Raw genomic sequence first — 25,344 nt, forward strand, 5'->3', positions numbered from 1 at the left:
AAGGAAGCCATTTGAAAGGCTTCCTTTTTTATATTACTGATTTTGGTCAGTCGCGGCGTTTCTAGGCTGTATCAATACTTCGACACGCCTGTTTTTGCTGCGTCCTTCCGCGGTTTTGTTCGACGCAGCCGGCTTATACTCACCGAAACCTTTGGCGCTGAATACTTTTGCATCAAGTTTCGGGTTTTCTGTAAGAATAGCCATGAAGTTGACAGCCCGCATGACGCTTAAATGCCAGTTTGATTGAAATTGTGAGTTTTTAATCGGCACATTGTCCGTATGCCCGCTGATGATAATGTTCCTTGGCGGATTCAGCACAAGGAGATTCGAGATTTCCTTGGCAAGCGGTATATCTTCCTGACGGATATCCGCCCGTCCGGAATCAAAAAAGATACTGTCTTTAATGGTAATTAAGAGTCCTTCTTTAGTCAGCTTTGTTTCCAGCTGAGTTTCAAGCTTTTTGTTTTTTATAAATTGATTGACTTGCTTTTGCACGCCTTCAAGTTCTTCGCGGTCGGCTGCTTCTCTTTCTTTCTTTTTCTGTTCTTTATCTTTTTCCTTGTCTTTTTTTAACTGATCAACGCCGTCTTTTTCGTTTTCAGGAGGAGTGACGCTTGAATATTCAAGGACCCCCGTGCCTCCTGTAAAAACGGCGTTAAATGATTTAGACAGCATTTGAAATTTCGCCGCGTCGACAGAACTCATGGCGAACAATACAATGAACAGAGCCAAAAGAAGGGTGAGAAGGTCCGCGTACGGGATCAGCCAAGACTCATCCACATGCTCGTCATCATGCTTCTTCTTCTTTTTTCTCGCCATTGTTTGCCTCTCCTTCTTGTTCAATGACTTTTGCTCGTTCGTTCGCAGGGAGATACATGAGAAGTTTTTGTTCGATCACTTTCGGCGCCTGTCCTTCAAGCACCGACAGAACGCCTTCAATCATGATTTCACGCAGTTTGACTTCCTGTTTTGATTTCCGTTTCAGCTTGTTGGCGAAAGGATGCCATAGTACATATCCCGTAAAGATCCCGAGAAGGGTGGCGACAAACGCCGCACTGATGGCATGTCCGAGCGCCTCGGTATTGTTCATATTGGAAAGAGCGGCGATAAGACCGATGACCGCACCCAAAACGCCGAGTGTCGGCGCATATGTGCCGGCTTGGGTAAAGATAGCCGCGCCGGCCTGGTGTCTGTCCTCCATCGCTTCAACTTCCTCAGTCATAATATCTCTGATAAATTCTGCGCTTTGTCCGTCAACCGCCATGCTCAGTCCGTTTTTCAAAAACGCGTCATCCACGTCTTCGATGCTTGCCTCCAATGCGAGCAGACCTTCCCGTCTGGCGATTTGCGCCCATTGAGAGAACATGGGAATTAATTGCGCAATGGTCAGCTGTTTGTTTTCTTTAAACAGCACTTTAAAAAGGGCAGGCACTTTTTTGATTTCTTTTCCGGGGAATGCGATGATCACCGCTGAAATCGTACCGAACAAAATAATCAGAATAGCTGCCGGGTTAGCGAGTGCGCTTAAGCTGACCCCTTTCAGCACCATGCCCACGCTTAAAGCAATCAGGGCGAGGATGATACCGATAATCGATGTTTTATCCATAGTTTTCACCAAATCCTTTATACTAGCTTTCTATGGTTAATATCGGTGGCAGTGGATGGAACTTTAGGGTGAATGCGAAATTGTTGCCGAATTCTTCACAGTTTCTGCCCTCCGGCATGGAAAAAGATACAAAAAAGCGGCTCCCCGGACAGGGAACCGCTTTTTCTTATTGTGCACGGACTTTGATGCCGTCTTCTTCCATTACGACATGGAAGGCTTTTATTTCATTGTCATCCAATAAGAGATCTGTCATTTCGTCTTCGATCAATTCCTGGATGGTTCTTCTGAGCGGGCGTGCTCCGAAAGCAGGGTGATAGCCGATTTCAGCGATTTTTTCTTTCGCATCATCGGTGACGCTCAGGCTGATGCCGCGCTCTTTTAATGTGTCTTCAAGCTCTGCGAGAAGCAGGCTGACGATTTTTACGAGATGTTCTTTTTTCAGGGATTGGAATTCAATAATGCTGTCAAACCGGTTTAAAAACTCCGGTTTGAAGAATGCGCTCAGTGAATCAATCAGCGTTTGTTCTTCCATGACGCTTTCTTCAGATTGGAACCCGACCTTTGCTTGTTTTTCGCCGGTTCCCGCGTTGCTTGTCATAATCAGAACGGTATCTTTGAAGCTGACCGTTCTGCCTTGGCTGTCTGTCAGACGGCCGTCCTCCATAATCTGCAGGAACATATGCTGGACGTCAGGGTGCGCTTTTTCAATCTCATCAAGCAGCACGATGCTGTACGGATTGCGTCGCACTTTTTCCGTTAATTGCCCGGCTTCATCATGTCCGACATATCCCGGCGGTGAACCGATGATTTTAGAAACGGCGTGTTTTTCCATGTATTCACTCATATCGAGCCGGATAATGGAATCTTTTGTACCGAACAGTTCATCTGCGAGTGTTTTTGATAACTCGGTTTTTCCGACCCCGGTCGGTCCGACAAAGAGGAAGGAGCCGACAGGTCTGTTTTTTGATTTTAAGCCGGCGCGGCTTCGTCTGACTGCTTTCGCCACTTTTTTCACGGCTTTTTCCTGACCGATGACGCGCTCATGAAGGCGCTCTTCAAGTTCCTTCATTTTGACTTGTTCATCAGCCTGAAGTTTTCCGACCGGAATGCCTGTTTTCTGTTCAATGATGGCTTGAATATGCTCCGCCCCGATTTCTGAAGAAGCGGCCGGTGTTTCATGCGCCAGCTGCTTTTCCAACGCCGCTTCTTCATCGCGCAGTTTCGCGGCAAGCTCATAATTTTCTTCCTGAAGCGCTTTTGTTTTCTCCGCGTCAATTGCTTTAAGTCTCTCAGCCGCATCTTCTTCATTTACGGTATCAAGCTCCAGGTTTGCCTTAGAACCGGCTTCATCTAACAAGTCGATCGCTTTATCCGGCAGATGGCGGTCCTGAATGTAGCGGGAAGAAAGTGTAACACACGCTTTGATCGCTTCATCGCTGAATGTGACGCCGTGGTATTTCTCGTATTTATCTTTTATGCCTTCAAGAATGCTGATGGCTTGTTCGATAGAAGGCTCATGAACCATGACAGGCTGGAAGCGTCTTTCAAGCGCTGCATCTTTTTCAATCTGGCGGTACTCTTTCAGCGTTGTCGCCCCGATGACCTGCAGTTCGCCTCTGGCCAGCGCCGGTTTCAGGATGTTTCCAGCATCCATTGATCCCTCGGCAGAGCCGGCGCCTACGAGAAGATGAATCTCGTCAATGAACAAAATGACGTTTTTCCGCTCTTTTAATTCGTTCATTAATTGTTTCATTCTTTCTTCAAACTGGCCTCTGATTCCTGTGTTGGCGACGAGGGAAGCGACATCAAGCAGATAAAGTTCTTTGTTTTTCAGTTTGTTCGGCACATCGCCTTCAGCGATTTTAAGTGCCAAACCTTCTGCAATAGCCGTTTTGCCGACACCGGGTTCACCGATAAGCACCGGGTTGTTTTTATTCCGGCGGTTCAAAATTTCAATTACGCGCGCCACCTCATCATCGCGTCCGATCACAGGGTCAATCAGACCTGCTTTTGCGCCGTTTGTGACGTTTTGAGCGAGCTCATCGAGCAGACCCTTTTTACGGCTGTCCTGCTGTTTATTTTGACCGGGAGCGAAGCCTTGCTCAAACGGGAATCCGAAAGATTGCGGACCCATGCTCATAGCCGGTTTGCGGGTTAATTCTGTATAACATGTTTCACATAAAACGAATTGTCTTTGAATGGAATTGACTTGCATGTTCAGGCGAATCGTCGCCTCGTTTTTCTGACAGTGTTGACAACGCATTTGCCAAAACCTCCTTGTTTGATCTTCTTTGACCAAATGAATTAGAAAATAAGGTCTTAACTTTGACCTTCTTTGATTAATAGTATACTCTGACCTTCTTTGACTTTCAAGTGTTTTGTTTTAAACCGCGAAAAATCAAAGTTTACAGCATGAAAAGCGGCATTTCCAAATGTTTGACCTTTCTTGATGAAGAGTATACGCCGGTCCTTTTTTTCTTTCAATATTTTTGCTTAAAGGGGAGAGCTGAATTCGTTTTTGGGGAAGGATGATTTGTTCTTCTTTTCAGGCGACTTGTCTCATATGCTGATAAAAAGGCCTGGACAAATCTGCGCATAGCCGGAGGGTGAAATGGGACAAAGAAAAGGTTCTGCAAGTCAGCTTGCATTCGTATACGTAGGAACGGTTGTAGGAGCCGGTTTTGCCACGGGACGGGAAATCGTTGAATTTTTTCTGAGGTTTGGCTGGATCGGTCTGTTCGGTATTATGGTAAGCGGTCTAATGTTTACATATTTAGGCGCCAAAATCATGATTATTTCCAAACGGATTCATGCAGCATCTTATCAGGAATTGAACACATATTTATTCGGCCGGTCCATCGGCCGCGCCGTGAACATATTTATGATGTTTATCTTGCTTGGAGTGACCTCCGTCATGCTGTCCGGAGCTGGAGCGCTGTTTCATGAGCAGCTTGGCTGGCCCGCACAGGCGGGGATCCTTCTGACGATCGTACTGAGCTTTGCCGTCATGACAAGCGGTGTTAAAGGTGTGTTCGGCGTCAATATATTGGTTGTGCCGCTTTTAATTTCTTTCTCTTTTATCGTGACAGCTGATTCATTTGTATTTACAAGCACGAGAAATGCGGACGAATGGGTATGGCCTGACAAGTGGAATTGGGTTTTGTCCGCCGTCTCTTACGGCGCGTTAAATTTATCACTCGCCCAAGCTGTTCTTGTGCCGCTTGCGAATGAAATGTCATCAGAGAAAGTGATCAGAAGGGGGGCTTATTTAGGCGGCGCTCTGTTGACACTGGTGCTTGCCGCGAGCTTCTTATCATTATCGGTGCTGCCGGATGTACTGGAGTTTGACATCCCGATGGCTCAAGTTGTGTATTTGTATTCGCGCTCGCTCCATATCATCTATTTGTTTATTATTTTCGGGGAAGTGTTTACGTCGGTTATCGGCAATTTATACGGATTGGAAAAACAATTAAACAGTTTTCTTCATATAAAAAGTACATATATTTACGGCGGCATTTTGATGTTTGCGTTTATTGTCAGTCAAATCGGCTACGGACAGCTGATTTCTACCGTTTATCCGGTGTTTGGGTATGTGAGTCTGGCTTTTATCGGCGCATTGGTTTGCAAAAAAGTCCCGAAAGAAAAACAATGTAAATAAGGAAAATGTCTGTATTTTTTGGGAATTCCCCTTCTTTTTTCCTGCCACTTCTGTATAATGAATTGGGAAATGATGGGGAGGAGTAAGAGATGAAAGATCGACGTGTATTATTGGGATTTATTTTTATTTGTATCGGCATTGCGTTTTTTTTACAGAAGGCGGGAGTTATACATCTTTCCGCCGGTTCGGCGTGGCCGTTTCTTTTCATTATAATGTCCGCGGGGTTTCACGCCGGATTTGTTTTTTCGAAAAAAACGCCTGAACAGACGGGACTGCTCGTTCCCGGCGGTCTTTTTCTTGTGCTGGGCTGCCTGTTTTGTTTTGAGACCGCAACGGGATGGGCGTATTCAGGCGTGACGTGGCCTGTTTATATATGGGCGCCTGCTCTCGGTCTGTTTGAACTGTGGTATTTCGGCGGGAGAAAGGTCGGCGTATTGATTCCTGCTTTGATTTTGGCAGGGACGGGTGCCCTATGCTTTGCCGGTATGCTGTTGACAGGGCTGTGGCCGCTTTTGATCATTGCAGTAGCGGTTCTGTTTCACGCCGCTGCCTTCATGCAGCCGAAAAAAAGAACGGGCCTTCTCATTCCGGGCGGAACATTGCTTGTGATTGGCGGATTGTTATGGTTTGAAACGCTGACGGATTGGACATACGCAACTATGACATCACCTGTCTACCTCTTTGCCGTTGCATTCGGCCTGTTTGAAGCCTGGCTGTTCGGCAGAAAGCAAAGAGGGCTTTTGGCTGCTGCTGCGATTCTGTGCGCAATGGGGATTTTCGGCATATTCACCAATGTAAATGAAGTCATCAGCGAACGCGGCTGGCCCGCACTCATTCTTTTGCTTGCAGCCGCTTTTCACATTCCGATTTTCGGTCCGAAACCGGTCAAAAACGCAGGACTTCTCGTACCGGGCGGCATTTTATTGGTTACGGGGATCTTGTTTGTTTTTGAAACGGCGACCCATTGGGCCTATTCCGGTGTGACATGGCCTGTTTATCTGTTGGCAGCGGCATTCGGTTTATTTGAACTGTGGCTGTTCGGCGGGAAACAAAAGGCGCTGCTCATTCCGGTTGCGGTTCTGACCTTGACTGCGCTATGCTTTACGATGATGTATCAGCCGATCATCCCGGTTTCTGTTTTCTGGCCTGCCTTATTTGTGCTGATCGGGATTGCACTGATGGCATTTCCGAAAAAGAAAAGCCGGGCTTAAATCGGTTTTTGCAGCCTGACACATGTTTCAGGCTGTTTTTTTTATTGTCACGGGAAGCGGCATTATGGTATGATAGCAAAAGTGAAAAAAAGAAGAAAATCCGTATTGATGCGGGAGAGGTTCTAGCTACACCCTCTATAAAAAACTAAGGACGAGCTGTATCCTTGGATACGGTTTTTTTATGTTTTTTAGGGCGCCTTCTCCGAGAAAGGCGCTTTTTTTATTGAATGATAGATAAGGGAGAGAAAGACATGAAAAAAGAAAAAGCGGTTGTGGTATTCAGCGGAGGCCAAGACAGCACGACGTGTTTATTATGGGCTTTGCAAAACTTTGAAGAAGTAGAAACCGTTACATTCCATTACAATCAGCGTCATCAAGAAGAAATTGATGTAGCTAAATCGATTGCCGAAAAGCTCGGTGTCAAAAATCATCTGCTTGATATGTCTCTTTTAAACCAGCTTGCGCCAAACGCGCTGACACGGGATGATATCGAAATTGAAGCGAAGGACGGAGAACTGCCGACAACGTTTGTGCCGGGGCGCAACCTCGTATTTTTATCCTTTGCATCGATTCTTGCATATCAAATCGGCGCACGCCACATCATCACCGGTGTATGCGAGACTGATTTCAGCGGCTATCCTGACTGCCGGGACGAGTTTGTCAAGTCCTGCAATGTCACCGTCAACTTGGCGATGGAAAAGCCGTTCGTCATTCATACGCCGCTTATGTGGCTGAACAAAGCGGAAACATGGAAACTTGCTGATGAGCTCGGCGCGCTTGATTTTGTAAAGAATAACACATTGACTTGCTATAACGGCATCATTGCGGACGGATGCGGAGAATGCCCGGCATGCCTGCTCCGCAATAAAGGATATGATGAATATATGAAAATGAAAGGGGAGCGGAACTAATTGCTTTCTCAAATTTACCCGCAGGTTCAGCATCCTTATTCGTTTGAGCTGAATAAGGACATGCACATTTCAGCAGCGCACTTTATTCCCCGTGAAAGTGCCGGAGCGTGCAGCAGAGTCCACGGCCACACGTATACAGTAAATATTACAGTTGCAGGGGATGAACTGGATGATTCAGGCTTTCTCGTGAATTTCAGCGTGCTGAAGAAATTGGTGCACGGCGCTTATGATCATACATTGCTGAATGACCATGATGAATTTTCCGATGATGATAGATATTCGCTGCCGACAACCGAAGTCGTAGCCAAAACGATTTACGATAAAGTTCAGTCCTACCTTGAAACACTGGAGAATCAGCCGGTCTGCGTCCAGGTTTTTGTCAGGGAAACCCCGACAAGCTATTGCGTATACCGCCCGAAAAAAGGTGATTTGAATGGCTAAAGGAATCCCGGTTTTAGAAATTTTCGGACCTACGATACAAGGAGAGGGCATGGTCATCGGCCAGAAAACCATGTTCGTCCGCACGGCAGGCTGTGACTACTCCTGCAGCTGGTGCGACTCCGCCTTTACATGGGACGGCTCAGCCAAAAAAGATATCCGCTGGATGACGGCGGAAGACATTTACCGCGAGCTGAGAGAAATCGGCGGAGACGCCTTTTCCCATGTTACCATCTCAGGAGGAAACCCGGCGCTCTTAAAGCAGCTTGACGCGCTGATTCTGCTGCTGAAAGAACATGGTGTGCGCGCCGCTTTAGAAACGCAGGGAACGGTCTATCAGGATTGGTTTACAATGATTAACGACCTGACGATTTCACCGAAGCCGCCGAGTTCAGGGATGACAACCGACTTTGCAAAGCTCGATCACATCGTATCTTCGCTTGATGCGGCTGAAAGGCTTAGCGCAGTCAGCTTAAAGGTCGTCATTTTTAATGATGAAGATCTGCAATTCGCGAAAACCGTGCATAAGCGGTATCCGAATATCCCGTTTTATCTTCAGGTCGGAAACGATAATGTCCACACGACAGATGACCGGGCATTAATTGCGCATCTGCTCGAAAAATATGAAAAACTCGTTGATAAGGTTTCTGCTGATTCAGATCTGAATCTCGTCAGAGTCCTGCCTCAGCTTCATACATTGCTTTGGGGCAATAAACGGGGAGTTTAATAGAAAGGGAGAATTTACATGACAAGAAAAGAATCAGAATTAGAAGGAGTTACGCTCCTGGGGAATCAAGGGACAAACTATTTATTTGAATATGCGCCGGAGGTTTTGGAATCATTTCCGAATAAACACGTGAACCGTGATTATTTCGTTAAATTCAACTGCCCGGAATTTACGTCGCTATGCCCGAAAACGGGACAGCCGGATTTTGCAACCATCTACATCAGCTATATTCCGGACGAAAAAATGGTGGAAAGCAAATCGTTAAAGCTGTATCTTTTCAGCTTCCGCAACCACGGAGACTTCCACGAGGACTGCATGAACATCATCATGAATGACTTGATCGAATTAATGGACCCCCGCTACATTGAAGTATGGGGCAAATTCACGCCAAGAGGCGGAATCTCCATTGACCCGTATACAAACTACGGCAGACCGGGAACAAAATATGAAAAAATGGCCGAACATCGCATGATGAATCATGATATGTATCCGGAGACGATTGACAACCGTTAATCATTCCGTTGTGTGATACGGAGTGCGAAACGAAGTGGGGACACGGTAAAAGTGGGAAAAGTCACATCTGAAAATGGCTCTACTCGTGGGAACTGCGTCAAAAAGTGTGACCCAATAGGGACTGACCCCCGTTTTTGAGACAGGGATCAAAACACCTTCATACAGCCAATTGCCGATATGTATCGGTGATTGGCTGTTTAGTTTCGTTTGAATACGAATATTGTTATAATAATGAATGTATTCTATGGCAGTACGTTCTACGATGGCCGTCGTAGTTCGATCAATGCTGTTAAGATAGAACGTTTCAGACTTTAGTGAGGAATGAAACGATTCGATGTAGGCATTATCAGCGGGCGCCCCTTTGCGGGATATGCTCATGGTAATGCCTTTTGTTTTAACAGCTTTCTGATACTCATAAGATATATAAACAGAACGCAATTCTTCTACCAGTTTGATTGTCGTTTCCCTATCAACTTCCTTTCCAATTCGTTGTACTTTTTTAACACTTCATTCTGTTGTCTCAGATAACGATTTTCTGCCTGCAGTTTCTCTAATTCGGAAGAATACGCCGGGTCTTTTCCATAAGTATATTGCTTTCCGACAGGCTGTTCGAATCGATGTGTATCCCCAGTCTTATGCCATCTAACCCATGTCTGAACCTGTGTCTTATTCTTAATATTCAATTCCTGCATGATCTCCTTCACAGGCACGCCTGCCAATCTCATTTCTACAGCCTTCTGTTTCACTTCAACCGGATAACTCACTCTTGTCCCCATAGAAATAACACCTCCAAGTCTAATTTCGGCTAACAATCATCCGTTTCCAAACTTGAAGGTGTTTTTTTATTTGTCTCATCTTATGGGGGCAGTCCCCCTATACAAATAAGTGATTTTTATTTATAAGGATTCCAATAGGAGTCCTTTTTAGGAGGGCGTCTGTATGAAAAAAAGAAGGTTATTGGGCTTGTGTCTCTCCTTATAGTTATACTAGGGTTAGCAGTAGCGTACCTATGTACATAAACAGATTAGACACTACAAAGTTAGATGAAATTGCTTGAAAAACTAAAGATAATAAAAAAGTAAGTGAGTATTTTGATAATGTATGGATGAATGAAATGAAAAAATCACCTGACCAAGTTTATGATATCTCGTTATCAGCAAAATCCAATTTCAAAAACTTATCGGATGAGGAAAAGGTTAATATTGTTGGGGAATGTCACTGATACAATTCAAGAGAATTTAAGGTTAAATGTTATTGAATGTGGAAGGAATTAAACATGCTCAATAAATGAAGTATTTGTGCTGCCAAATAAAAATGATAAGGCACACAGTTATACCTTAAAATATGATCCAGTTGCAAAACCTGAAGATAATGTATTACAGGTTTATAGGTGTCAAAACGATGATAAAGAATTAACTCTTATTAATACAACAGAAGTGAAACTAAGCCAAGATGAGACAGACCATAACGAAAAAACAATTCAAATTGGAATGTCTAAATCAGATGTATTGTTATTAGATGACTGGGGAAAGCCGATGGATGTAAACAAAACAACAACGGCTTATGGAACTAATGAACAATGGATATATAGCGGCAACAGATATTTATATTTTGATGATGGTGGATTAACAACAATTCAGGATTAAATAAGCTCTATCCTTAACTGGATAGAGCATTTTTTTACTTAATACTCACATACGTTATCTTCGCACTCAGGCTTCTCGGTTGCATCTACAGTGAAAGATATGACTTTGTCATTACCTTTATCATAGATTCCCCATATTTCTTTTTTCTTATTTCCATTGAGGTAACCATTGATTTCAATGCCACCCATTGGGTTTACCTCATAATCATCAGTGTAATTAATTTGTTCAATACCTTTATAGTTTGTTTTAATAAAGTCAGTCATTCTTTTTTTAGCCAAAGAATACAATTCTTCTTTTTTAGCTTCTTGGGCTTCCATTTTTTTGTCGTGTTGTTCCTTCATAAATATCCCTCCAAGTGTTATAATAACCAGAGATATAAGGATAATTATGTATTTTTTCATAAAACCATCCTTTCTGTCTTACATTTTACATGAGGGAAGGGGCATTGTACATGAATACAAAGACCGACATACCTAATCTATCAGATGAAGACTATTTTTCTCTCAGTCAAAATACATACAGTGAAAAGAAAATGAAAAAAGCCTATGAAAATAAGACACCACTTGTAAATGATTCAAAAAAGGCTTTTTACGTAGATAAAATCAAAAAAGACCCAGACACAGGCCTAGATGTTTACGTATTTGTCCAAGCAAAGAAAAAAGAAGGCAAATGGGTAAAACCAAAAGAACCAGAAAATGTCGTTATTGGTTTTCAAGGAACAAATCAGGAACAAATTAAAGCTGATGTTATAAGTGCAGATGGCGGCAACGTAGTCATGGGTAAAGACCCGAAAAAGAAAGTCCAATACATAATGAAAAAGGATGCGTCTGAAAACTCTAAAGCTATTGCCAAGTATAACGGCAGTATGGAACAAGCAATGATGATTAAGAGTGGAGAATACAAAATTGTCACTAAGACATCTCAATTTGATCAAGGTGATAAGCTCGTTGCCAATGAAGTGAAAAAGTATGCTGGCACTAACACAGTGATTTCGACAACAGGTCACTCACTTGGAGGGGCAGATGCGGAATACGCTGGTGTAAACAATAACGTTTACAGTGTAGCTTTTAACAACCCTTCCATTGTTAAACTGCACGATGAAGAAACACAGAATAAAATCAAAAATGGCGAATTTGATTTGTATCATAAGGCAATTATTAACCCTGATGATATGGTGGGCTCAGGATGGTTTTTAGAATACGACAGACACAACGGAACAACCATATATACGAAAGATCCAAGCATCGCACGTCAAGATCGAGCTCAAAGACTAATTTCTTCTTACGGAGTTCCTGGTATTTTGACCAACTTGATTACTTCTTTCTATGGCCAAGCATTTGCAAAAAATCCTGATACTCATAGTTTAAATGATTCGAATTTTAAATTTGATAAGAATGGTAATATCCAGAGTGTTGATGGCAGCAAAGGTGTTTATAACCAGAATATCGAATCATTCTCATCTTTCTCAGGCATAAATGGCCAGACAATTAAAGTGGATGCTAAATATGCAAAAGAATTAGCTAAACGATTACAGGCAGCTATCGAAGACTTAAAAACAAAGAAACAAGCAATTGAACGATTCCCTCATGATCACAGCAAAATGGTGTATGACGTAAAATCGATTTGTGGTAAGAGATTGGGAGAATTCAAGGATCTAGAACCAAGCGATGTTGATAAAGCTGTATTGTTTCACGCACCTTATGTGAAAGATGGGGCAGCATTTTATGACTCAGAAGAACAGTATCAAACTGAGGCTTCTCTTCATTATTTGATTAGAGATTTAGAGGATATTAGTGAGTTTATTGTTAAAATGGCTGAGGATTTAAAAGATAAGGATAATGAATTAGCAAGCTGGTTACGGTTATAAGGGGGATTTAAATTGCCATATGGAGTTAATATGGATGCAGATGAATTTTACAGACGGTTACAACAGAATGAGGAATTAAAAAAAATTGTGGGTTCAAGTTTAAAAACTCATTGCCAGAACCTAAAAGAAGACACAAAAAACGCATCAGACTTTTCTTCAGCACAACAGGTTATAGCTGAAGTGTATGTTGCTTTACTCTCTTCATTTGAAGGTAAAGCTAAAGAAGCATTAGTACAAAGGCTTAATGAAAATGCGACAATGCTGACAAATGCTACAGAGAACAGAAGTGCTTTTCTGAGGAGTATAAGGACTAAATAATTAAAACAACCTCCTCACTTTAGATGTGAGGGGGTCTTTTTAACTTATGATGTAGCAAAATTCGCAGACGTCTGCGAAAATACTCAGTTATTCAATCTCTCTTCTAATTCATGAATACGTCTTTCTAAACTAGAGAATTTCTTATCGTTATAACTATGATCAAGTTCGATGTTCTTGTTGATCAATTTGAGCATCGACATAACTTCTTCAGGTTCATTTTCCTCTATACGGGAAACTGTATCCTTGATTTCCTTTACATCCTGTTTAACTTCAGCAATGTCCTTTGATAACTGCTGAATAGCTTCTAATATTTGTTTCTCCATCCCGTTCACCTCTCCTTACAGTATAACAGCTATTGCAATACTTTTGATTGTCCGAAATTTGGACAATCCAATATTTCAATGGTTTTGTTTAACGGTTTGTAGAATTCTCCTCTACAAACTCTACAACCTAAACCCCGCCTTTTAAGCGGGGGTATTTTTCGTCTGTGGTGCGCCGCCGGAAAGGTGCATGATATCCGCACAGACCTTGTATAATGAAAAGAGAAATCATCTGGAGAAAAGAAAAAGACGAGTAAACCCGGGGGGAGTGTACTCGCCGCTTCATTACGTGACGGGTGCTGGATGGCAGCTCGTCTGTTTCATTATAAAATAGGGAACGTATGTTTGTAAAGGCCTGCGCCGTTTTTTTCTTATCCGGAGCGGAACAATTGTAAATGAATGATCAGCATGATAGCATGTCCTGTAAAAAGAAGGAGTGTTCGTCATGGAGCCGTTAGAGTTAAACGGTGTAAGGCTTGAAATGTATGACTGTAAAGAAAGTGCGGGCAAAAACGGCCGCGTCATCTCATTTATATTGAAGGTGACCTCTGAAACGTATCATGACATTGCCGTCCTTTTGTATGAAAAAACATTTGAAATTAAGGCGCCCGATCGGGGCCTTGAATTCCGCGGCAAAATAACCAACTACCATACATCCATCACAAATCTTTACAATAAAGATGAGACCGGAGATTTTTTCATTGAAATGACGGAAATCTGAAATCATTTGAAAAAGCTGCCGGGCGGCAGCTTTTGTGCGGGATATGTAAATGGTTCGGATTGTTCAGTGGGGGTTAATAGGAGTCTCTGATGATTTTATAATTTTTATGGTTGACGACAGTGAGGGAATCTAATTCAAGATCACGATAATTATCCATGATGGTTACATCAACGATGACGGAGTTTTCATTTACCTTTTCAACAACACCGGTTAATCCGTTTTTAAATTCAATGACGTTTCCAACCTTAGCAATTTTCACGAGCTTCCTCTCCTTTATCATAAATCCTGTTTGAAAATATTTTGCAGTATTTTCTTTAAGAAGTAAAGCGATATGGGTATCGGCCTGCTCGATCATTGTCCCGGCGGGGGAAAGATGGTATATTGATTTTCGGGAAAAAGCCGAGAAAAGGAGGCTGTGTTCGTTGCTGCCTGAAGAAATATCTGAACGTATCAACCAAATGCGCACCGGTGAAATCAAAGAATTCAGGGTGCAGAAAGAACATTTTCTTGCATTTCGAGCGGTTTTATCGAAGCAGGAAGATTTTAAGCATTTCCGCGGTATTGCACAGCAGGGCGGAGATGTTGTTTTCCAGTATTTAGAACAGCCAAGAAGCTGACGGCTCCTCGCATATGAGGAGTCTTTTTTTGTTTTCGCTGCTCATTTCATCTTGCTGTAACAGATGTAAACAAAATGTAAAATCCCTCCGATGGATACTTTTACTGCAATTTGGTTAATGTTGTGAAAATGACGGCCGTTTTTCTGCCAATAATAAGGCCGTTAACGAACTTCTTCCATCATAAAAGCTGATTGGGAGTGCTGGAAAATCTTTAACCGTGAATTTGCGCACTGCTCTTGTTAAGGTAGTGAAGTATTTAAGGAGGAAAGCGTATGACGACAAAATTTGCTGCCTTGGCTGTCTTTTTTCTTTGTTTTATGCCTGCAACAAAAATTGAACATACAGAAGCTCTGTTTACTTTAGCGAAGAAGCCAAAGCAAGAATCCAGCACACTGGTTGCTGATTTAAATAGAAATAGTTCGGTTCCGAAGTTTTCAAAAACTGACCAGAAGCATTCGATCCATCTGATAAAGCTGTCATCTCATCTTGAGCAGAAAGCCAAACCGGAGAAAACGGCTTATCAGCCGCCGAAAAAGACGTATTCCAGTGCCGACAGGGAACTTCTGTCACGTCTCGTGCACGCAGAAGCGAAGGGTGAGTCTTATAAAGGAAAGGTCGCGGTAGCCAGCGTCGTGCTGAACCGGACTGAAAAGAAAGGCTTCCCGGATACCATTCGGGGTGTGATTTATCAAAGGAATGCATTTGAACCGGTAGCAAACGGAAGCATTAATCAAAAGCCGGATAAGGATTCCATCGCCGCCGCAAATGAGGCGCTTAACCATCCGGGCAGAGAAACGAACGCATTGTTTTTCTACAATCCGAAAACAGCTTCTGACCACTGGATCCGTTCCCGAAAAATTATCGAACGGATCGGCAGACACGTATTTGCTATGTAAGCATAGCGGGACAAATATCCCGGCTATGCTTTTTTCAATTTTAAGAAATCGAAAATATTTTCAGAACTTGTCTCATATGATGATGAAAGAACGAGAGACAAGGAGAGACACCATGAATCGATTTGTGAAAGGGATCATTCTTTTATCCATCGCCGCCTTTTTCGCTGAATGTCTGGAATTTGTCGTGAATATGATACTGGCGCGGGAGCTTGGCGAGCATGGGATGGGGCTTTACATGAGCATTCTGCCCACCATTTTTCTCATTATCGTGATCGCCAGTCTGGAGCTTCCGATCTCCATCTCAAAATTCATCGCGGAATCCAATCAGAAGCTGCATGAAAGCATGCTCCGGCATGCCTTCAGAATGACCGCCGTATTTACCGCGTTTTCAACCGCGGCCGCAAGCATCGCGCTGCCGTTCATTCCTGTATTCGATACGTACCACCCTTTTATTAAAGGGATTGTCATCGGGCTGATTCCCGTCGTCGCTTTTACATCCATCGCCAGAGGCTATTTTATGGGTGTGCAGCAGATGGGGAAAATCGCGGTTGCGAATGTTTTGAAAAAAATCATTCAAGTGCTTTGTCTGTTTATCTTTTTTCAATGGTACTCTTTTGAAATTGATATGGCCGTGCTCATCTCGTTATTTGTGCTGGTCGCAAGTGATGTCGTGGTGTTCGTATACTTGTATACGCAGTTTATTTTGGCGAGGAGGACGCTTTCCGGCCATCAGCACATTCATCTCCGCGGCAAGGATGTGCGGAAACGTCTTCTGGCGGTATCCATTCCGACAACGGGGCTTCGTATTTTTCACGCGGTGACAAATGCCATTGAACCTTTTTTAGTAAAAGGAGCGCTGCTGGCCTCAGGGGCGGCCGGGGCAGCCGCGATTGATCAATACGGCATGCTTGCCGGTGTAGCGGTGACGATCGGTTCGTTTCCCGCATTTATCGCTCATTCACTGATGGTCGTCATGATTCCGAGCATTTCAGAAGCGTACGCGCTGTCTCAATATGACATTGTACTGAAACGGCTGAGACAAGCGATTTTTATTACATTCGGCTATGGCATTCCGGCAGTCTGGTTCATGTTTCAGTTCGCCGGCCCGCTGACCCATTTATTTTTTCAGTCTCCGGAAGCGCAGTATTTTTTGCAGCTTTTATGGCCGTATTTTCTTTTTCAGCTGTTTGTGATGCCGCTTCAAGCCTGTCTGATCGGCATCGGTCATGTGAAAACGGCGTTTTATCATAATGTATGGAGCAGCATTGTGGGTCTTTCGATGATGTATGTGCTTGGTTCTATGCCGAATCTGCAAATGCTCGGCATTATACTCGGTATGAATACCGGCATGATTCTTCTGACAAGTTTACATTACGCGACGATCTGCAAAGACCTCGGTGTCTCCGTGTTCCTGACCGGCGGCGGAAGAACAGCGCCCCGGATCGAGAGCTGAAAAGGCTGATACATTTCAGTAAGGAGGGGCAAGCTATCCGAAACGCGTGAAAGGAAGATCTTATGCATAAAAACCGTCTTATTGCATGCGCAGTCCTTTTGATAGCTGCCGCTCTCTGGATGCCTGAAGCAAAAGCCTCATCAGAAAAACAGGCAGTTCCCGCCGTGTTTCTGATGAAGACGATTGAAGGAGACGAGATATCGGTCCCAAATAAAGGGCAGAAAACCATTTTGCATTTTTGGACATCGTGGTGTCCGCCGTGTAAAAAAGAACTGCCGCAGTTTCAAACGTATTATGAACAGCATCAATCCGATGATGTACGTCTTGTAACGGTAAATCTCATGAATGCTGAGCGAAACAAAGAGGCCGTTCAAAACTTTGTCAATCAGCACCATCTCACATTCCCGGTCGTTCTTGACTCTAAGGGCGAGCTTATGAAGGAATACGGGATCATGACGATTCCCACGTCATTTCTGCTGAATGAAAAAGGAGAGATCGAAAAAAAGATCGTCGGTCCGATGACCGCTTCACAATTAAAAGAATGGTCTGAGAAATAAAAAGGTGCGGGGGGGGATTTCCTCCCGCTCCTTTTTTGCATATCATGAACAGCTGAAGGGATTATAATGATAATTATTATCAAAAAGAAATTAAAACAATTATAATTGAAATCTTTCGCCGGCGTGCTATAATAAAGAAAAACACCGCGATATTACTGTGAAAATGCTGCCTGTAAGGCGGCAGTTTTGCTTTTATCAGGGAAATGAAGATGATTTGCGTTCTCAATTAGAGAGGAGAATTCATAATGAATGAACAAGTGGTGACTCAAACCCATTCACAACAGCAGACTCAAGAAGAGCGGTCCGGAAAAAAGTGGCTCCAGCATGCGGAACTCATTGCGGCTCTCGTATCGGGCGCCCTTATTCTTGCGGCCTGGTTTTTCACCGAAGCAAAAGGCCTGTCCGTTACTTTGTATATCCTGGCCTTTGTGATCGGCGGATTTGCAAAAGCGAAAGAAGGAATTGAAGATACGCTGGAGACGAAGGCTTTAAATGTTGAACTTCTGATGATTTTTGCGGCTGTCGGCTCTGCCCTTATCGGGTATTGGGCGGAAGGCGCTGTTCTTATCTTTATTTTTTCGTTAAGCGGCGCGCTGGAAACGTATACGATGAATAAAAGCAGCCGTGATTTAACCTCCTTGATGAAACTGGAACCGGAGGAAGCGACCCTGCTTAAAGACGGACAGGAAAAGCGGGTGCCGGCCGCTGAACTCAAGATCGGCGACATGATCGTCATTAAGCCGGGCGAACGCGTAGCGGCAGACGGGATCATCGAGTCAGGCGCGACGAGTCTTGATGAATCGGCGCTGACGGGTGAATCGATGCCGGCGGAAAAAACAGCCGGAGATTCTGTGTTTACAGGAACGGTAAACGGAAACGGCTCTTTAACGGTCCGAGTTACGAAAACAAATGAGCAGTCTCTATTCAGAAAAATCATCCGTCTGGTGGAATCGGCTCAAAACAGCGTGTCACCGGCTCAGGCATTTATTGAGCGTTTCGAAAGTGTCTATGTAAAAGGCGTGCTTTTAGCCGTGGCTTTGCTTTTATTCGTTCCTCATTTTGCTTTAGGCTGGAGCTGGAGTGAAACCTTTTATCGGGCGATGGTGTTTATGGTGGTCGCCTCCCCGTGCGCTCTTGTCGCTTCCATTATGCCCGCTGCGCTTTCTCTTATTTCAAATGGAGCCCGCAACGGATTGTTGGTTAAAGGAAGTGTGTTTTTAGAGCAGCTGGGAAGCGTCCGGATGATTGCTTTTGACAAAACAGGCACGGTCACAAAGGGACAGCCTGCAGTTGCTGCATTCCAAGCGGCGGAATATGTGAATGAGGATGAGATCATGCAAGCGGTGTATGCGATTGAAAAGCAATCAAGCCACCCGCTTGCAAAGGCGATAGCTGAATTTGCCGAAAGCCGGGGCGCTGTGCCTGCAGGCCATACATCGATTGACGAGACGTCCGGATTCGGTGTTCAGGCCGATATAGAAGGCGCTAAATGGATGATCGGAAAAGCTGGATTTGCAGGGAAAGAGGATGCAGACGCTTTTTTGAAAACATCGGGAAATGAGTTAAAAGATAAAGGCTGTACGCTGGTTTTTGTTAAGAAAGATGACAGGATAGCGGGCTGTTTTGCGTTAAAGGATCAAATCCGGCCAGAAGCAAAAGCCGTAATGGCTGAGCTTGAATCACTTGGGATTAAAACGGCCATGCTTACCGGAGATCAGCCTGAAACAGCGGCTGCCATCGCAAAAGAGGCTGGCATGACGACGGTTGTTGCCGATTGTCTGCCTGACCAAAAGGCAGAGGAAGTGAAGAAACTGAAAGAAACGTACGGCACCATCGCGATGGTCGGAGACGGCATTAATGACGCGCCCGCTCTGAAAACCGCTGACGTCGGTATTGCGATGGGAGGGGGAACGGACGTGGCTTTAGAGACGGCTGACTTGGTCCTGATGAAAAATGATCTTCATAAGCTTGTGAAAATGTGCAGGCTCTCACGGAAAATGAACCGGATTATTAAGCAGAACATCGTTTTTTCGCTCTCGGTCATCTGCCTGTTGATTTGCGCCAACTTCCTGCAGGTGATGGAACTGCCGTTTGGCGTTATCGGGCATGAAGGAAGCACGATTTTGGTCATACTGAACGGACTCAGATTATTAAAATAAACAAAACAGCCGCACATCGGGCGGCTGTTTTTTTAAATGTTCGTTCACAGCATAAACGCCGGAAAACTGATAGAATGAATAAAGAGCCACTTTGGTAAGGAGGAAAAACAAAAATGAACAGATTACAACGTGTTTCAGATTGGCTGAAAAAAGAAGGACACGATGCGGCGTTTATACATACAAAGGAAAATGTATTTTATTTGACTGATTTTTATACGGATCCGCATGAGCGGTTAATGGGATTGTTCCTGTTTCAAGAACAGGAGCCGTTTTTCGTCTGTCCGGGAATGGAAGCCGGACAAGCCCGCAGTGCCGGGTGGGAGCATGAAATTATCGGCTACGGCGATCACGAAGACCCGTGGGAGCTGATCAAAGCCGAGCTCACAAAACGAAATGTGCGCCTTGATTCCATCGCGGTTGAAAAGGATTCGATCTCGCTTTCACGTTCAGAACAACTCAAGCATGCTTCAGGGGGCGCCGCGTTCGCTTCGGCAGAAGAAACGCTCAACCAATTCCGTCTCGTAAAAGATGAGAAAGAAATCAGCATTCTCAGGGAAGCGGCAAAGCTTGCGGATTTCGGAGTTGAAGTCGGTGTCGCAGCGCTTAAAGAGGGCGTGAGTGAAACTGAAGTGCTGGCGCAGATTGAGTTTGAGCTGAAGAAAAAAGGCGTGCAGGGCATGTCGTTTTCAACGATGGTGCTGTTCGGAGAAAAATCAGGCCAGCCTCATGGCAATCCGGGTACAGACCGTCTGAAAAAAGGCGATTTCGTTCTGTTTGACCTGGGTGTTATTCTTGACGGCTACTGCTCAGACATTACGAGAACATTCGCATACCAATCAATCAGCCCGAAACAGGAAGAGATTTACGAAACGGTGCTTAAAGCTGAAAAGGCGGCGCTTCAATTAAGCAAACCCGGTGTGAGAATCGGCGATCTTGATTTAAAAGCCCGCGGCATTATTGAAAAAGCCGGATACGGAGACTATTTCCCCCACCGCCTCGGCCACGGACTCGGGATTTCGGTTCATGAATATCCATCAATGAGCAGCGCGAACGACACGCTCCTCAAAGAAGGTATGGTGTACACGATAGAACCGGGGATTTACGTGCCGGATGTAGGCGGCGTGCGCATTGAAGACGATGTGTTTGTCACAAAAGACGGCGCCGAAGCATTAACGCAATATCCGAAAGAATTAATGATCCTGAAATAGAAAGCTTTGTGATAAAAAAGGACGGTTCTGGAACGCAGCGTCCTTTTTTATCACCTTGTTAAATGAAAAAGTCATCAAAATGCTGAAATGGTTTGATATCATGCTTTTCCCGCAGCGGCCGCATAGCAAGATAACTGCCGCCGAGTATAGCCAGACACAAACCGATTAAGCAAAGAATCCCCATCACTGTTAATCTCCTTTCAAATGAATAGGCTGTATTTGTTTTTAGCTTACTGTATGAAACGCATTCCAGATCAAGGAAAAAAAGAAAGGGGGGACGCCATGGCTACGATCAGAGACATTGCCGGCGCTGCCGGGGTTTCTGTTACAACAGTATCAAGAGTATTAAACGATCATCCTTATGTAAGCGAAGACAAAAGAGAAAGAGTGAAAAAAGCGGTACAATCGCTCGGCTATACGCGCAACATCCATGCCGTGCATTTGTCCAAAGGCTTTTCCGATATGATCGGCGTTGTGCTGCCGTCGGTGAATCTTCCGTATTTTGCAGACCTTGTCGCCGGTATTGCCGAGGCTGCCGAAGCGTCAGGCGTGCATCTTTCTTTATACCAGACGGATTATCAGCAGCAAAGAGAACGCTTTGCTTTATCACAATTACAGGAGCGCCAGGTAGATGGCCTGATTATCTGCTCCAAAGCAATTTCCGATGAGCAGCTGCTTACCGTGAAAGAACCCATTATTCTCTGCCAGCACACTGATGCCGCTGAGCTGTCCTCAATCAGTAATCCGCATGGGGAAGCATTTCGGCACGGCCTGGATTATCTGATAGAAAAGGGTCACCGAAAAATAGCGATCAGCCTGGCCAGAAAAAAGGGAAAAAACAGTCAAGTCCGCATTGCCGCATACAAAGAGGCGCTGAAGAAGATCGGCCGGCCTTACAGGGAAGAGCTGGTTGTGGAAAAGGCGCTGACGCTGCTTGACGGGAAAGCCCTTTTTCACAGATGGAAGAGCTGGGATGACAAACCGACTGCGCTGTTTGCGGCGAATGATCAAGTATCTGCCGGTCTTTACCTTGAAGCCAAGGCAAACGGGACGCGCATTCCGGAAGAGCTGGCGATTTTGAGCATTGACAATCATGATATCAGCAAGATGTTAGGTATTTCCACAATAGATATACAAACGAAAGAAATGGGAAAGCAGGCTTTTCACATGCTTAAGAATCGGATCAGCGGCGGGCCTCCGGCAAGGAAGATTCTTGATTACCGTCTTATTGAACGATCAACCGTCTAAAAAAAGAATTGACGCGCTTTCTGTTCGTTTTGTACGATATGAGGTATTGAATGACAAAGGAGCTGAGGATCATGAAGGGGTCCTTTACAGTTGAGAAGGTATTAAATAACAATGTGCTGATCGCAACACATGATAGATACAGTGAGGTCGTCTTGATCGGAAAAGGAATCGGCTTTGGAAAAAAACAAGCGGATGTCATTGAGGATAAAGGGTATGACAAGATGTTCATCTTAAAGGATGAAAAAGAACAAAAACAATTTAAAAAGCTCCTCGGTTATGTGGACGAGACACTTGTCGACATCTCCAATGACGTCATTTATCATATCAGGAACCGAACAAGCCAACCGTTAAATGAACATATCCATATTGCGCTGACGGATCATATCGCCTTTGCGGTAAAGCGGCTGCAGCAGGGCTTTGACATTAAAAACCCTTTTCTTATGGAAACCGAAACGCTTTATCCGGAAGAATTTCAGATTGCCCGTGAAGTCGTCGGCATGATTAATGAAAAGACTGGAATCTGCCTTCCGGAAGGGGAGATCGGCTTTATCGCTCTTCATATCCACTCCGCCCTGACGAATCGGTCCCTTTCAGAGGTCAACCAGCATTCGCAGCTGATGTCCCGGCTCGTTCAGGTGATAGAGGAATCTTTCCAAATGAAAGTCAATAAAGAAAGCGTCCACTATTTGCGGCTGATCCGGCATATCAGATTTACCATAGATAGGATTAAACGGGAAGAGCAGACAAAAGAACCAGAAAAGTTAATGTTATTATTGAAAAATGAATACCCGCTATGCTACAATACTGCTTGGAAACTGATAAAAATCTTACAGCAAATGCTGAAAAAACCAGTTCATGAGGCGGAAGCGGTTTATCTCACGCTTCATCTGTACCGATTAACCAATAAAATTTCATAATTTCAGTTGAGACCTTTAAAAACGTGTCACTGATTCGATCAGGCATGAGTGATTGAGGGTAAAAAACGGGAAGAACGGCCCCGTTATTTTGCACACCCTTTTTTACTCATGCTTTTTGTTGTGTAAAAGGGCAAATGTAAACGGTTAAACTGAAGACTTGCGCCTGTGAATTCGTTGTCATGAATTTTCGCTGTAAGGTCACACTAGCTAACAGGGGAGGTACATTCTTTATGTTTAAAGCATTATTCGGCGTTCTCCAAAAAATCGGCCGTGCTCTTATGCTTCCGGTTGCGATTTTACCGGCTGCGGGGATCTTGCTTGCGTTAGGGAATGCCATGCAGAACAAAGATATGATCCAAGTCATGCATTTCTTAAGCAATGATAACGTTCAGCTTGTGGCGAACGTTATGGAAAGCGCCGGCCAAATCGTATTTGACAACCTGCCGCTTCTTTTTGCAGTAGGGGTTGCGATCGGTCTTGCGAATGGAGACGGTGTTGCCGGAATCGCGGCCATTATCGGATACTTGGTCATGAACGTATCCATGAGCGCCGTGCTTATGGCAAACGGCAGTATTCCGTCTGACAAAATTGAACGCGCTAAGTTTTTTGCGGAAAACCACCCGGCCTATATTAACATGCTGGGGATACCCACTTTGGCGACGGGCGTGTTCGGCGGTATTATCGTCGGGGTTCTGGCCGCGTTATTGTTCAACAAGTTTTATAAAATTGAACTTCCGCAGTACCTCGGATTCTTTGCGGGTAAGCGGTTCGTCCCGATTATTACATCAATTTCCGCATTAATTCTCGGTCTTATTATGTTAGTAATCTGGCCTCCGATCCAGCATGGTCTGAATTCCTTCTCAACGGGACTTGTGGAAGCGAATCCAACCTTGGCGGCCTTTATTTTCGGAATGATTGAACGGTCATTGATTCCGTTCGGTCTTCATCACATTTTCTACTCGCCGTTCTGGTATGAATTTTTCAGCTATAAAGATGCCGCTGGAGACATTATTCGCGGAGATCAGCGGATTTTCATGGCTCAGATTAAAGACGGCGTACAGCTGACGGCAGGTACATTTATGACGGGGAAATATCCGTTTATGATGTTCGGCCTTCCGGCGGCAGCGCTTGCAATCTATCATGAAGCGAAGCCTGAAAAGAAAAAACTTGTAGCCGGAATCATGGGTTCTGCCGCTCTGACAAGCTTCTTAACGGGAATCACCGAGCCGCTTGAATTCTCATTCTTGTTTGTAGCTCCTATCCTGTTTGCGATTCACTGCGTATTCGCGGGGCTTTCCTTTATGGTCATGCAGCTGCTGCATGTGAAAATCGGTATGACCTTCTCAGGGGGTCTGATTGACTACTTCCTGTTCGGAATTCTGCCTAACCGGACGGCTTGGTGGCTAGTCATTCCGGTCGGCTTAGGATTAGCCCTCATTTACTACTTCGGTTTCCGGTTTGCGATCAGGAAGTTCAACTTGAAAACGCCGGGCCGTGAAGAAGAAGCTGCAGATGAAGGGGCAGGCGCATCAGGCGAAGCCGGCGACCTTCCTTATGAAATCCTTCAGGCGATGGGTGATCAGCAAAACATTAAACACCTTGATGCTTGTATCACGAGACTTCGTGTGACGGTCAACGACCAGAAGAAAGTGGATAAGGCCCGCCTGAAACAGCTTGGCGCATCAGGCGTCCTTGAAGTCGGAAACAACATTCAGGCCATTTTCGGCCCGCGCTCTGACGGTTTAAAAACTCAGATGCAGGATATCATCGCTGGACGCACGCCGCGCCCTGAACCGAAAGTATCCGCACAAGAAGAAGTCAGCCAGCAGGTTGAAGAGGTTATCGCGGATCCGCTCCAAAACGAGCAGGGTGAAGAAGTGTTCGTTTCTCCGATCACCGGCGAAATCCATCCGATTACGGATGTGCCTGACCAGGTGTTCTCAGGGAAAATGATGGGTGACGGTTTTGCGATTCTTCCGGAAGAAGGAATCGTCGTATCGCCTGTCCGCGGAAAAGTGCTGAATGTTTTCCCGACAAAACATGCGATCGGCCTCCAGTCTGACGGCGGAAGAGAGATTCTGATTCATTTCGGAATCGATACAGTCAGCCTGAAAGGTGAAGGATTCACTTCTTTTGTTTCTGAGGGTGACCGGGTTGAACCGGGGCAAAAGCTGCTTGAAGTTGATCTTGAGGCGGTTAAACCTCATGTTCCTTCATTAATGACACCGATTGTCTTTACAAATCTTGCTGAGGGTGAAACGATTTCCCTTTCGGCCGAAGGTACTGTAAAACGGGAACAAAAAGATATTGTGAAAATCGGAAAATAAGCATATAAATACGCCGTGCTTGTCAG

The 25,344-nt window shown here is 44.6% G+C and carries 26 protein-coding genes, 1 pseudogene and 1 riboswitch; of the genes and pseudogenes, 19 read left to right on the forward strand and 8 right to left on the reverse strand.

Features of this window, described 5'->3' with window-relative positions; genetic code table 11:
- Window positions 1–33: 33 nt before the first annotated feature.
- The 3 genes from motB to clpE form a co-directional block, all read right to left on the reverse strand.
- Window positions 34–819, reverse strand: a complete 786-nt coding sequence (gene motB, locus ICW23_RS02485) for a flagellar motor protein MotB (protein ID WP_095240808.1) — start codon at window positions 817–819, stop codon at window positions 34–36.
- The gene (gene motA / locus ICW23_RS02490; RefSeq protein WP_013352039.1) at window positions 791–1,606 is read right to left on the reverse strand and encodes a flagellar motor stator protein MotA; all 816 of its coding nucleotides are present in this window, start codon (window positions 1,604–1,606) and stop codon (window positions 791–793) included. The genes motB and motA overlap by 29 nt, the downstream gene beginning before the upstream one ends.
- A gap of 166 nt (window positions 1,607–1,772) precedes the next feature.
- A complete protein-coding gene (gene clpE / locus ICW23_RS02495; RefSeq protein ID WP_049628371.1) occupies window positions 1,773–3,869 on the reverse strand; it encodes an ATP-dependent protease ATP-binding subunit ClpE in 2,097 nt (698 codons plus the stop codon).
- A 348-nt stretch (window positions 3,870–4,217) separates the two neighbouring features.
- On the opposite strand from clpE, the gene ICW23_RS02500 reads away from it, so the two are divergent.
- The 6 genes from ICW23_RS02500 to queF all read left to right on the forward strand — a co-directional run bounded on the left by ICW23_RS02500 (window position 4,218) and on the right by queF (window position 9,064).
- A complete protein-coding gene (locus ICW23_RS02500; protein ID WP_188153996.1) occupies window positions 4,218–5,264 on the forward strand; it encodes a YkvI family membrane protein in 1,047 nt (348 codons plus the stop codon).
- Between the two features lie 89 nt (window positions 5,265–5,353).
- Entirely contained in the window at window positions 5,354–6,475 is a 1,122-nt protein-coding gene (locus ICW23_RS02505; protein WP_188153997.1) for a hypothetical protein, read from the forward strand.
- A gap of 110 nt (window positions 6,476–6,585) precedes the next feature.
- Window positions 6,586–6,630: riboswitch (PreQ1 riboswitch) on the forward strand.
- 96 nt (window positions 6,631–6,726) lie between these two features.
- A complete protein-coding gene (gene queC / locus ICW23_RS02510; RefSeq protein ID WP_003154679.1) occupies window positions 6,727–7,386 on the forward strand; it encodes a 7-cyano-7-deazaguanine synthase QueC in 660 nt (219 codons plus the stop codon).
- Window positions 7,387–7,827 carry a 6-carboxytetrahydropterin synthase QueD gene (gene queD, locus ICW23_RS02515; RefSeq protein WP_016936345.1) on the forward strand — a complete coding sequence of 147 codons (441 nt, stop codon included), beginning with the start codon at window positions 7,387–7,389 and terminating at the stop codon, window positions 7,825–7,827. It begins immediately after the preceding gene.
- On the forward strand, window positions 7,820–8,551 hold the full coding sequence (gene queE, locus ICW23_RS02520; protein ID WP_016936344.1) for a 7-carboxy-7-deazaguanine synthase QueE: 732 nt from the start codon (window positions 7,820–7,822) through the stop codon (window positions 8,549–8,551). The genes queD and queE overlap by 8 nt, the downstream gene beginning before the upstream one ends.
- An 18-nt stretch (window positions 8,552–8,569) precedes the next feature.
- The gene (queF, locus tag ICW23_RS02525; protein ID WP_003154673.1) at window positions 8,570–9,064 is read left to right on the forward strand and encodes a preQ(1) synthase; all 495 of its coding nucleotides are present in this window, start codon (window positions 8,570–8,572) and stop codon (window positions 9,062–9,064) included.
- Window positions 9,065–9,221: 157 nt separating this feature from the next.
- Here queF and ICW23_RS02530 read toward each other — a convergent pair.
- Window positions 9,222–9,840 (reverse strand): annotated as a pseudogene (locus tag ICW23_RS02530) (IS3 family transposase).
- A 522-nt stretch (window positions 9,841–10,362) separates the two neighbouring features.
- Here ICW23_RS02530 and ICW23_RS18875 point away from each other — a divergent pair.
- Window positions 10,363–10,710 carry a hypothetical protein gene (locus ICW23_RS18875; protein ID WP_223152191.1) on the forward strand — a complete coding sequence of 116 codons (348 nt, stop codon included), beginning with the start codon at window positions 10,363–10,365 and terminating at the stop codon, window positions 10,708–10,710.
- Between the two features lie 38 nt (window positions 10,711–10,748).
- Here the strand turns inward: ICW23_RS18875 and ICW23_RS02540 are convergent, their stop codons facing one another.
- A complete protein-coding gene (locus tag ICW23_RS02540) occupies window positions 10,749–11,111 on the reverse strand; it encodes a DUF1433 domain-containing protein (RefSeq protein WP_016936337.1) in 363 nt (120 codons plus the stop codon).
- Window positions 11,112–11,161: 50 nt separating this feature from the next.
- On the opposite strand from ICW23_RS02540, the gene ICW23_RS02545 reads away from it, so the two are divergent.
- Both ICW23_RS02545 and ICW23_RS02550 read left to right on the forward strand, forming a co-directional pair.
- A complete protein-coding gene (locus ICW23_RS02545) occupies window positions 11,162–12,577 on the forward strand; it encodes a lipase (RefSeq protein WP_188153998.1) in 1,416 nt (471 codons plus the stop codon).
- A 12-nt stretch (window positions 12,578–12,589) separates the two neighbouring features.
- Window positions 12,590–12,895, forward strand: coding sequence for a hypothetical protein (locus ICW23_RS02550; RefSeq protein ID WP_016936335.1), 306 nt, complete (start codon window positions 12,590–12,592; stop codon window positions 12,893–12,895).
- An 83-nt stretch (window positions 12,896–12,978) separates the two neighbouring features.
- Here ICW23_RS02550 and ICW23_RS02555 read toward each other — a convergent pair whose 3' ends face one another.
- Complete coding sequence (locus tag ICW23_RS02555) at window positions 12,979–13,218, reverse strand: hypothetical protein (RefSeq protein ID WP_021493770.1); 240 nt, start codon at window positions 13,216–13,218, stop codon at window positions 12,979–12,981.
- Window positions 13,219–13,660: 442 nt separating this feature from the next.
- On the opposite strand from ICW23_RS02555, the gene ICW23_RS02560 reads away from it, so the two are divergent.
- A complete protein-coding gene (locus tag ICW23_RS02560) occupies window positions 13,661–13,936 on the forward strand; it encodes a DUF3219 family protein (RefSeq protein WP_016936332.1) in 276 nt (91 codons plus the stop codon).
- A 73-nt stretch (window positions 13,937–14,009) separates the two neighbouring features.
- On the opposite strand, the gene ICW23_RS02565 is transcribed toward ICW23_RS02560, so the two are convergent.
- Window positions 14,010–14,195, reverse strand: a complete 186-nt coding sequence (locus ICW23_RS02565; protein ID WP_003232446.1) for a YkvS family protein — start codon at window positions 14,193–14,195, stop codon at window positions 14,010–14,012.
- A gap of 163 nt (window positions 14,196–14,358) precedes the next feature.
- Between ICW23_RS02565 and ICW23_RS02570 the strand changes: the two genes are divergently transcribed.
- The 6 genes from ICW23_RS02570 to ICW23_RS02595 all read left to right on the forward strand — a co-directional run bounded on the left by ICW23_RS02570 (window position 14,359) and on the right by ICW23_RS02595 (window position 20,826).
- Entirely contained in the window at window positions 14,359–14,553 is a 195-nt protein-coding gene (locus tag ICW23_RS02570) for a hypothetical protein (RefSeq protein WP_012117423.1), read from the forward strand.
- Between the two features lie 272 nt (window positions 14,554–14,825).
- Entirely contained in the window at window positions 14,826–15,449 is a 624-nt protein-coding gene (locus tag ICW23_RS02575; protein WP_016936330.1) for a cell wall hydrolase, read from the forward strand.
- Window positions 15,450–15,561: 112 nt separating this feature from the next.
- On the forward strand, window positions 15,562–16,902 hold the full coding sequence (locus ICW23_RS02580) for a polysaccharide biosynthesis protein (RefSeq protein ID WP_095240801.1): 1,341 nt from the start codon (window positions 15,562–15,564) through the stop codon (window positions 16,900–16,902).
- 62 nt (window positions 16,903–16,964) lie between these two features.
- Complete coding sequence (gene stoA / locus ICW23_RS02585) at window positions 16,965–17,459, forward strand: endospore biogenesis thiol-disulfide oxidoreductase StoA (RefSeq protein ID WP_095240800.1); 495 nt, start codon at window positions 16,965–16,967, stop codon at window positions 17,457–17,459.
- Window positions 17,460–17,704: 245 nt separating this feature from the next.
- Window positions 17,705–19,618, forward strand: a complete 1,914-nt coding sequence (locus ICW23_RS02590; RefSeq protein ID WP_095240799.1) for a heavy metal translocating P-type ATPase — start codon at window positions 17,705–17,707, stop codon at window positions 19,616–19,618.
- Window positions 19,619–19,731: 113 nt separating this feature from the next.
- On the forward strand, window positions 19,732–20,826 hold the full coding sequence (locus tag ICW23_RS02595) for a M24 family metallopeptidase (protein WP_095240798.1): 1,095 nt from the start codon (window positions 19,732–19,734) through the stop codon (window positions 20,824–20,826).
- A 58-nt stretch (window positions 20,827–20,884) separates the two neighbouring features.
- Here ICW23_RS02595 and ICW23_RS19080 read toward each other — a convergent pair whose 3' ends face one another.
- Complete coding sequence (locus tag ICW23_RS19080; RefSeq protein ID WP_016936325.1) at window positions 20,885–21,010, reverse strand: hypothetical protein; 126 nt, start codon at window positions 21,008–21,010, stop codon at window positions 20,885–20,887.
- Between the two features lie 98 nt (window positions 21,011–21,108).
- On the opposite strand from ICW23_RS19080, the gene ICW23_RS02600 reads away from it, so the two are divergent.
- From ICW23_RS02600 to ptsG, 3 genes are all read left to right on the forward strand, one after another.
- Entirely contained in the window at window positions 21,109–22,074 is a 966-nt protein-coding gene (locus tag ICW23_RS02600) for a LacI family DNA-binding transcriptional regulator (protein WP_188153999.1), read from the forward strand.
- Between the two features lie 50 nt (window positions 22,075–22,124).
- The gene (glcT, locus tag ICW23_RS02605; RefSeq protein ID WP_016936323.1) at window positions 22,125–22,991 is read left to right on the forward strand and encodes a glucose PTS transporter transcription antiterminator GlcT; all 867 of its coding nucleotides are present in this window, start codon (window positions 22,125–22,127) and stop codon (window positions 22,989–22,991) included.
- Between the two features lie 230 nt (window positions 22,992–23,221).
- Window positions 23,222–25,318, forward strand: coding sequence for a glucose-specific PTS transporter subunit IIBC (gene ptsG / locus ICW23_RS02610; protein WP_016936322.1), 2,097 nt, complete (start codon window positions 23,222–23,224; stop codon window positions 25,316–25,318).
- Window positions 25,319–25,344 lie beyond the last annotated feature (26 nt).

It is taken from the genome of Bacillus sp. 1021 (assembly GCF_014534735.1).
GTDB classification, from domain to species: Bacteria; Bacillota; Bacilli; order Bacillales; family Bacillaceae; genus Bacillus; species Bacillus siamensis.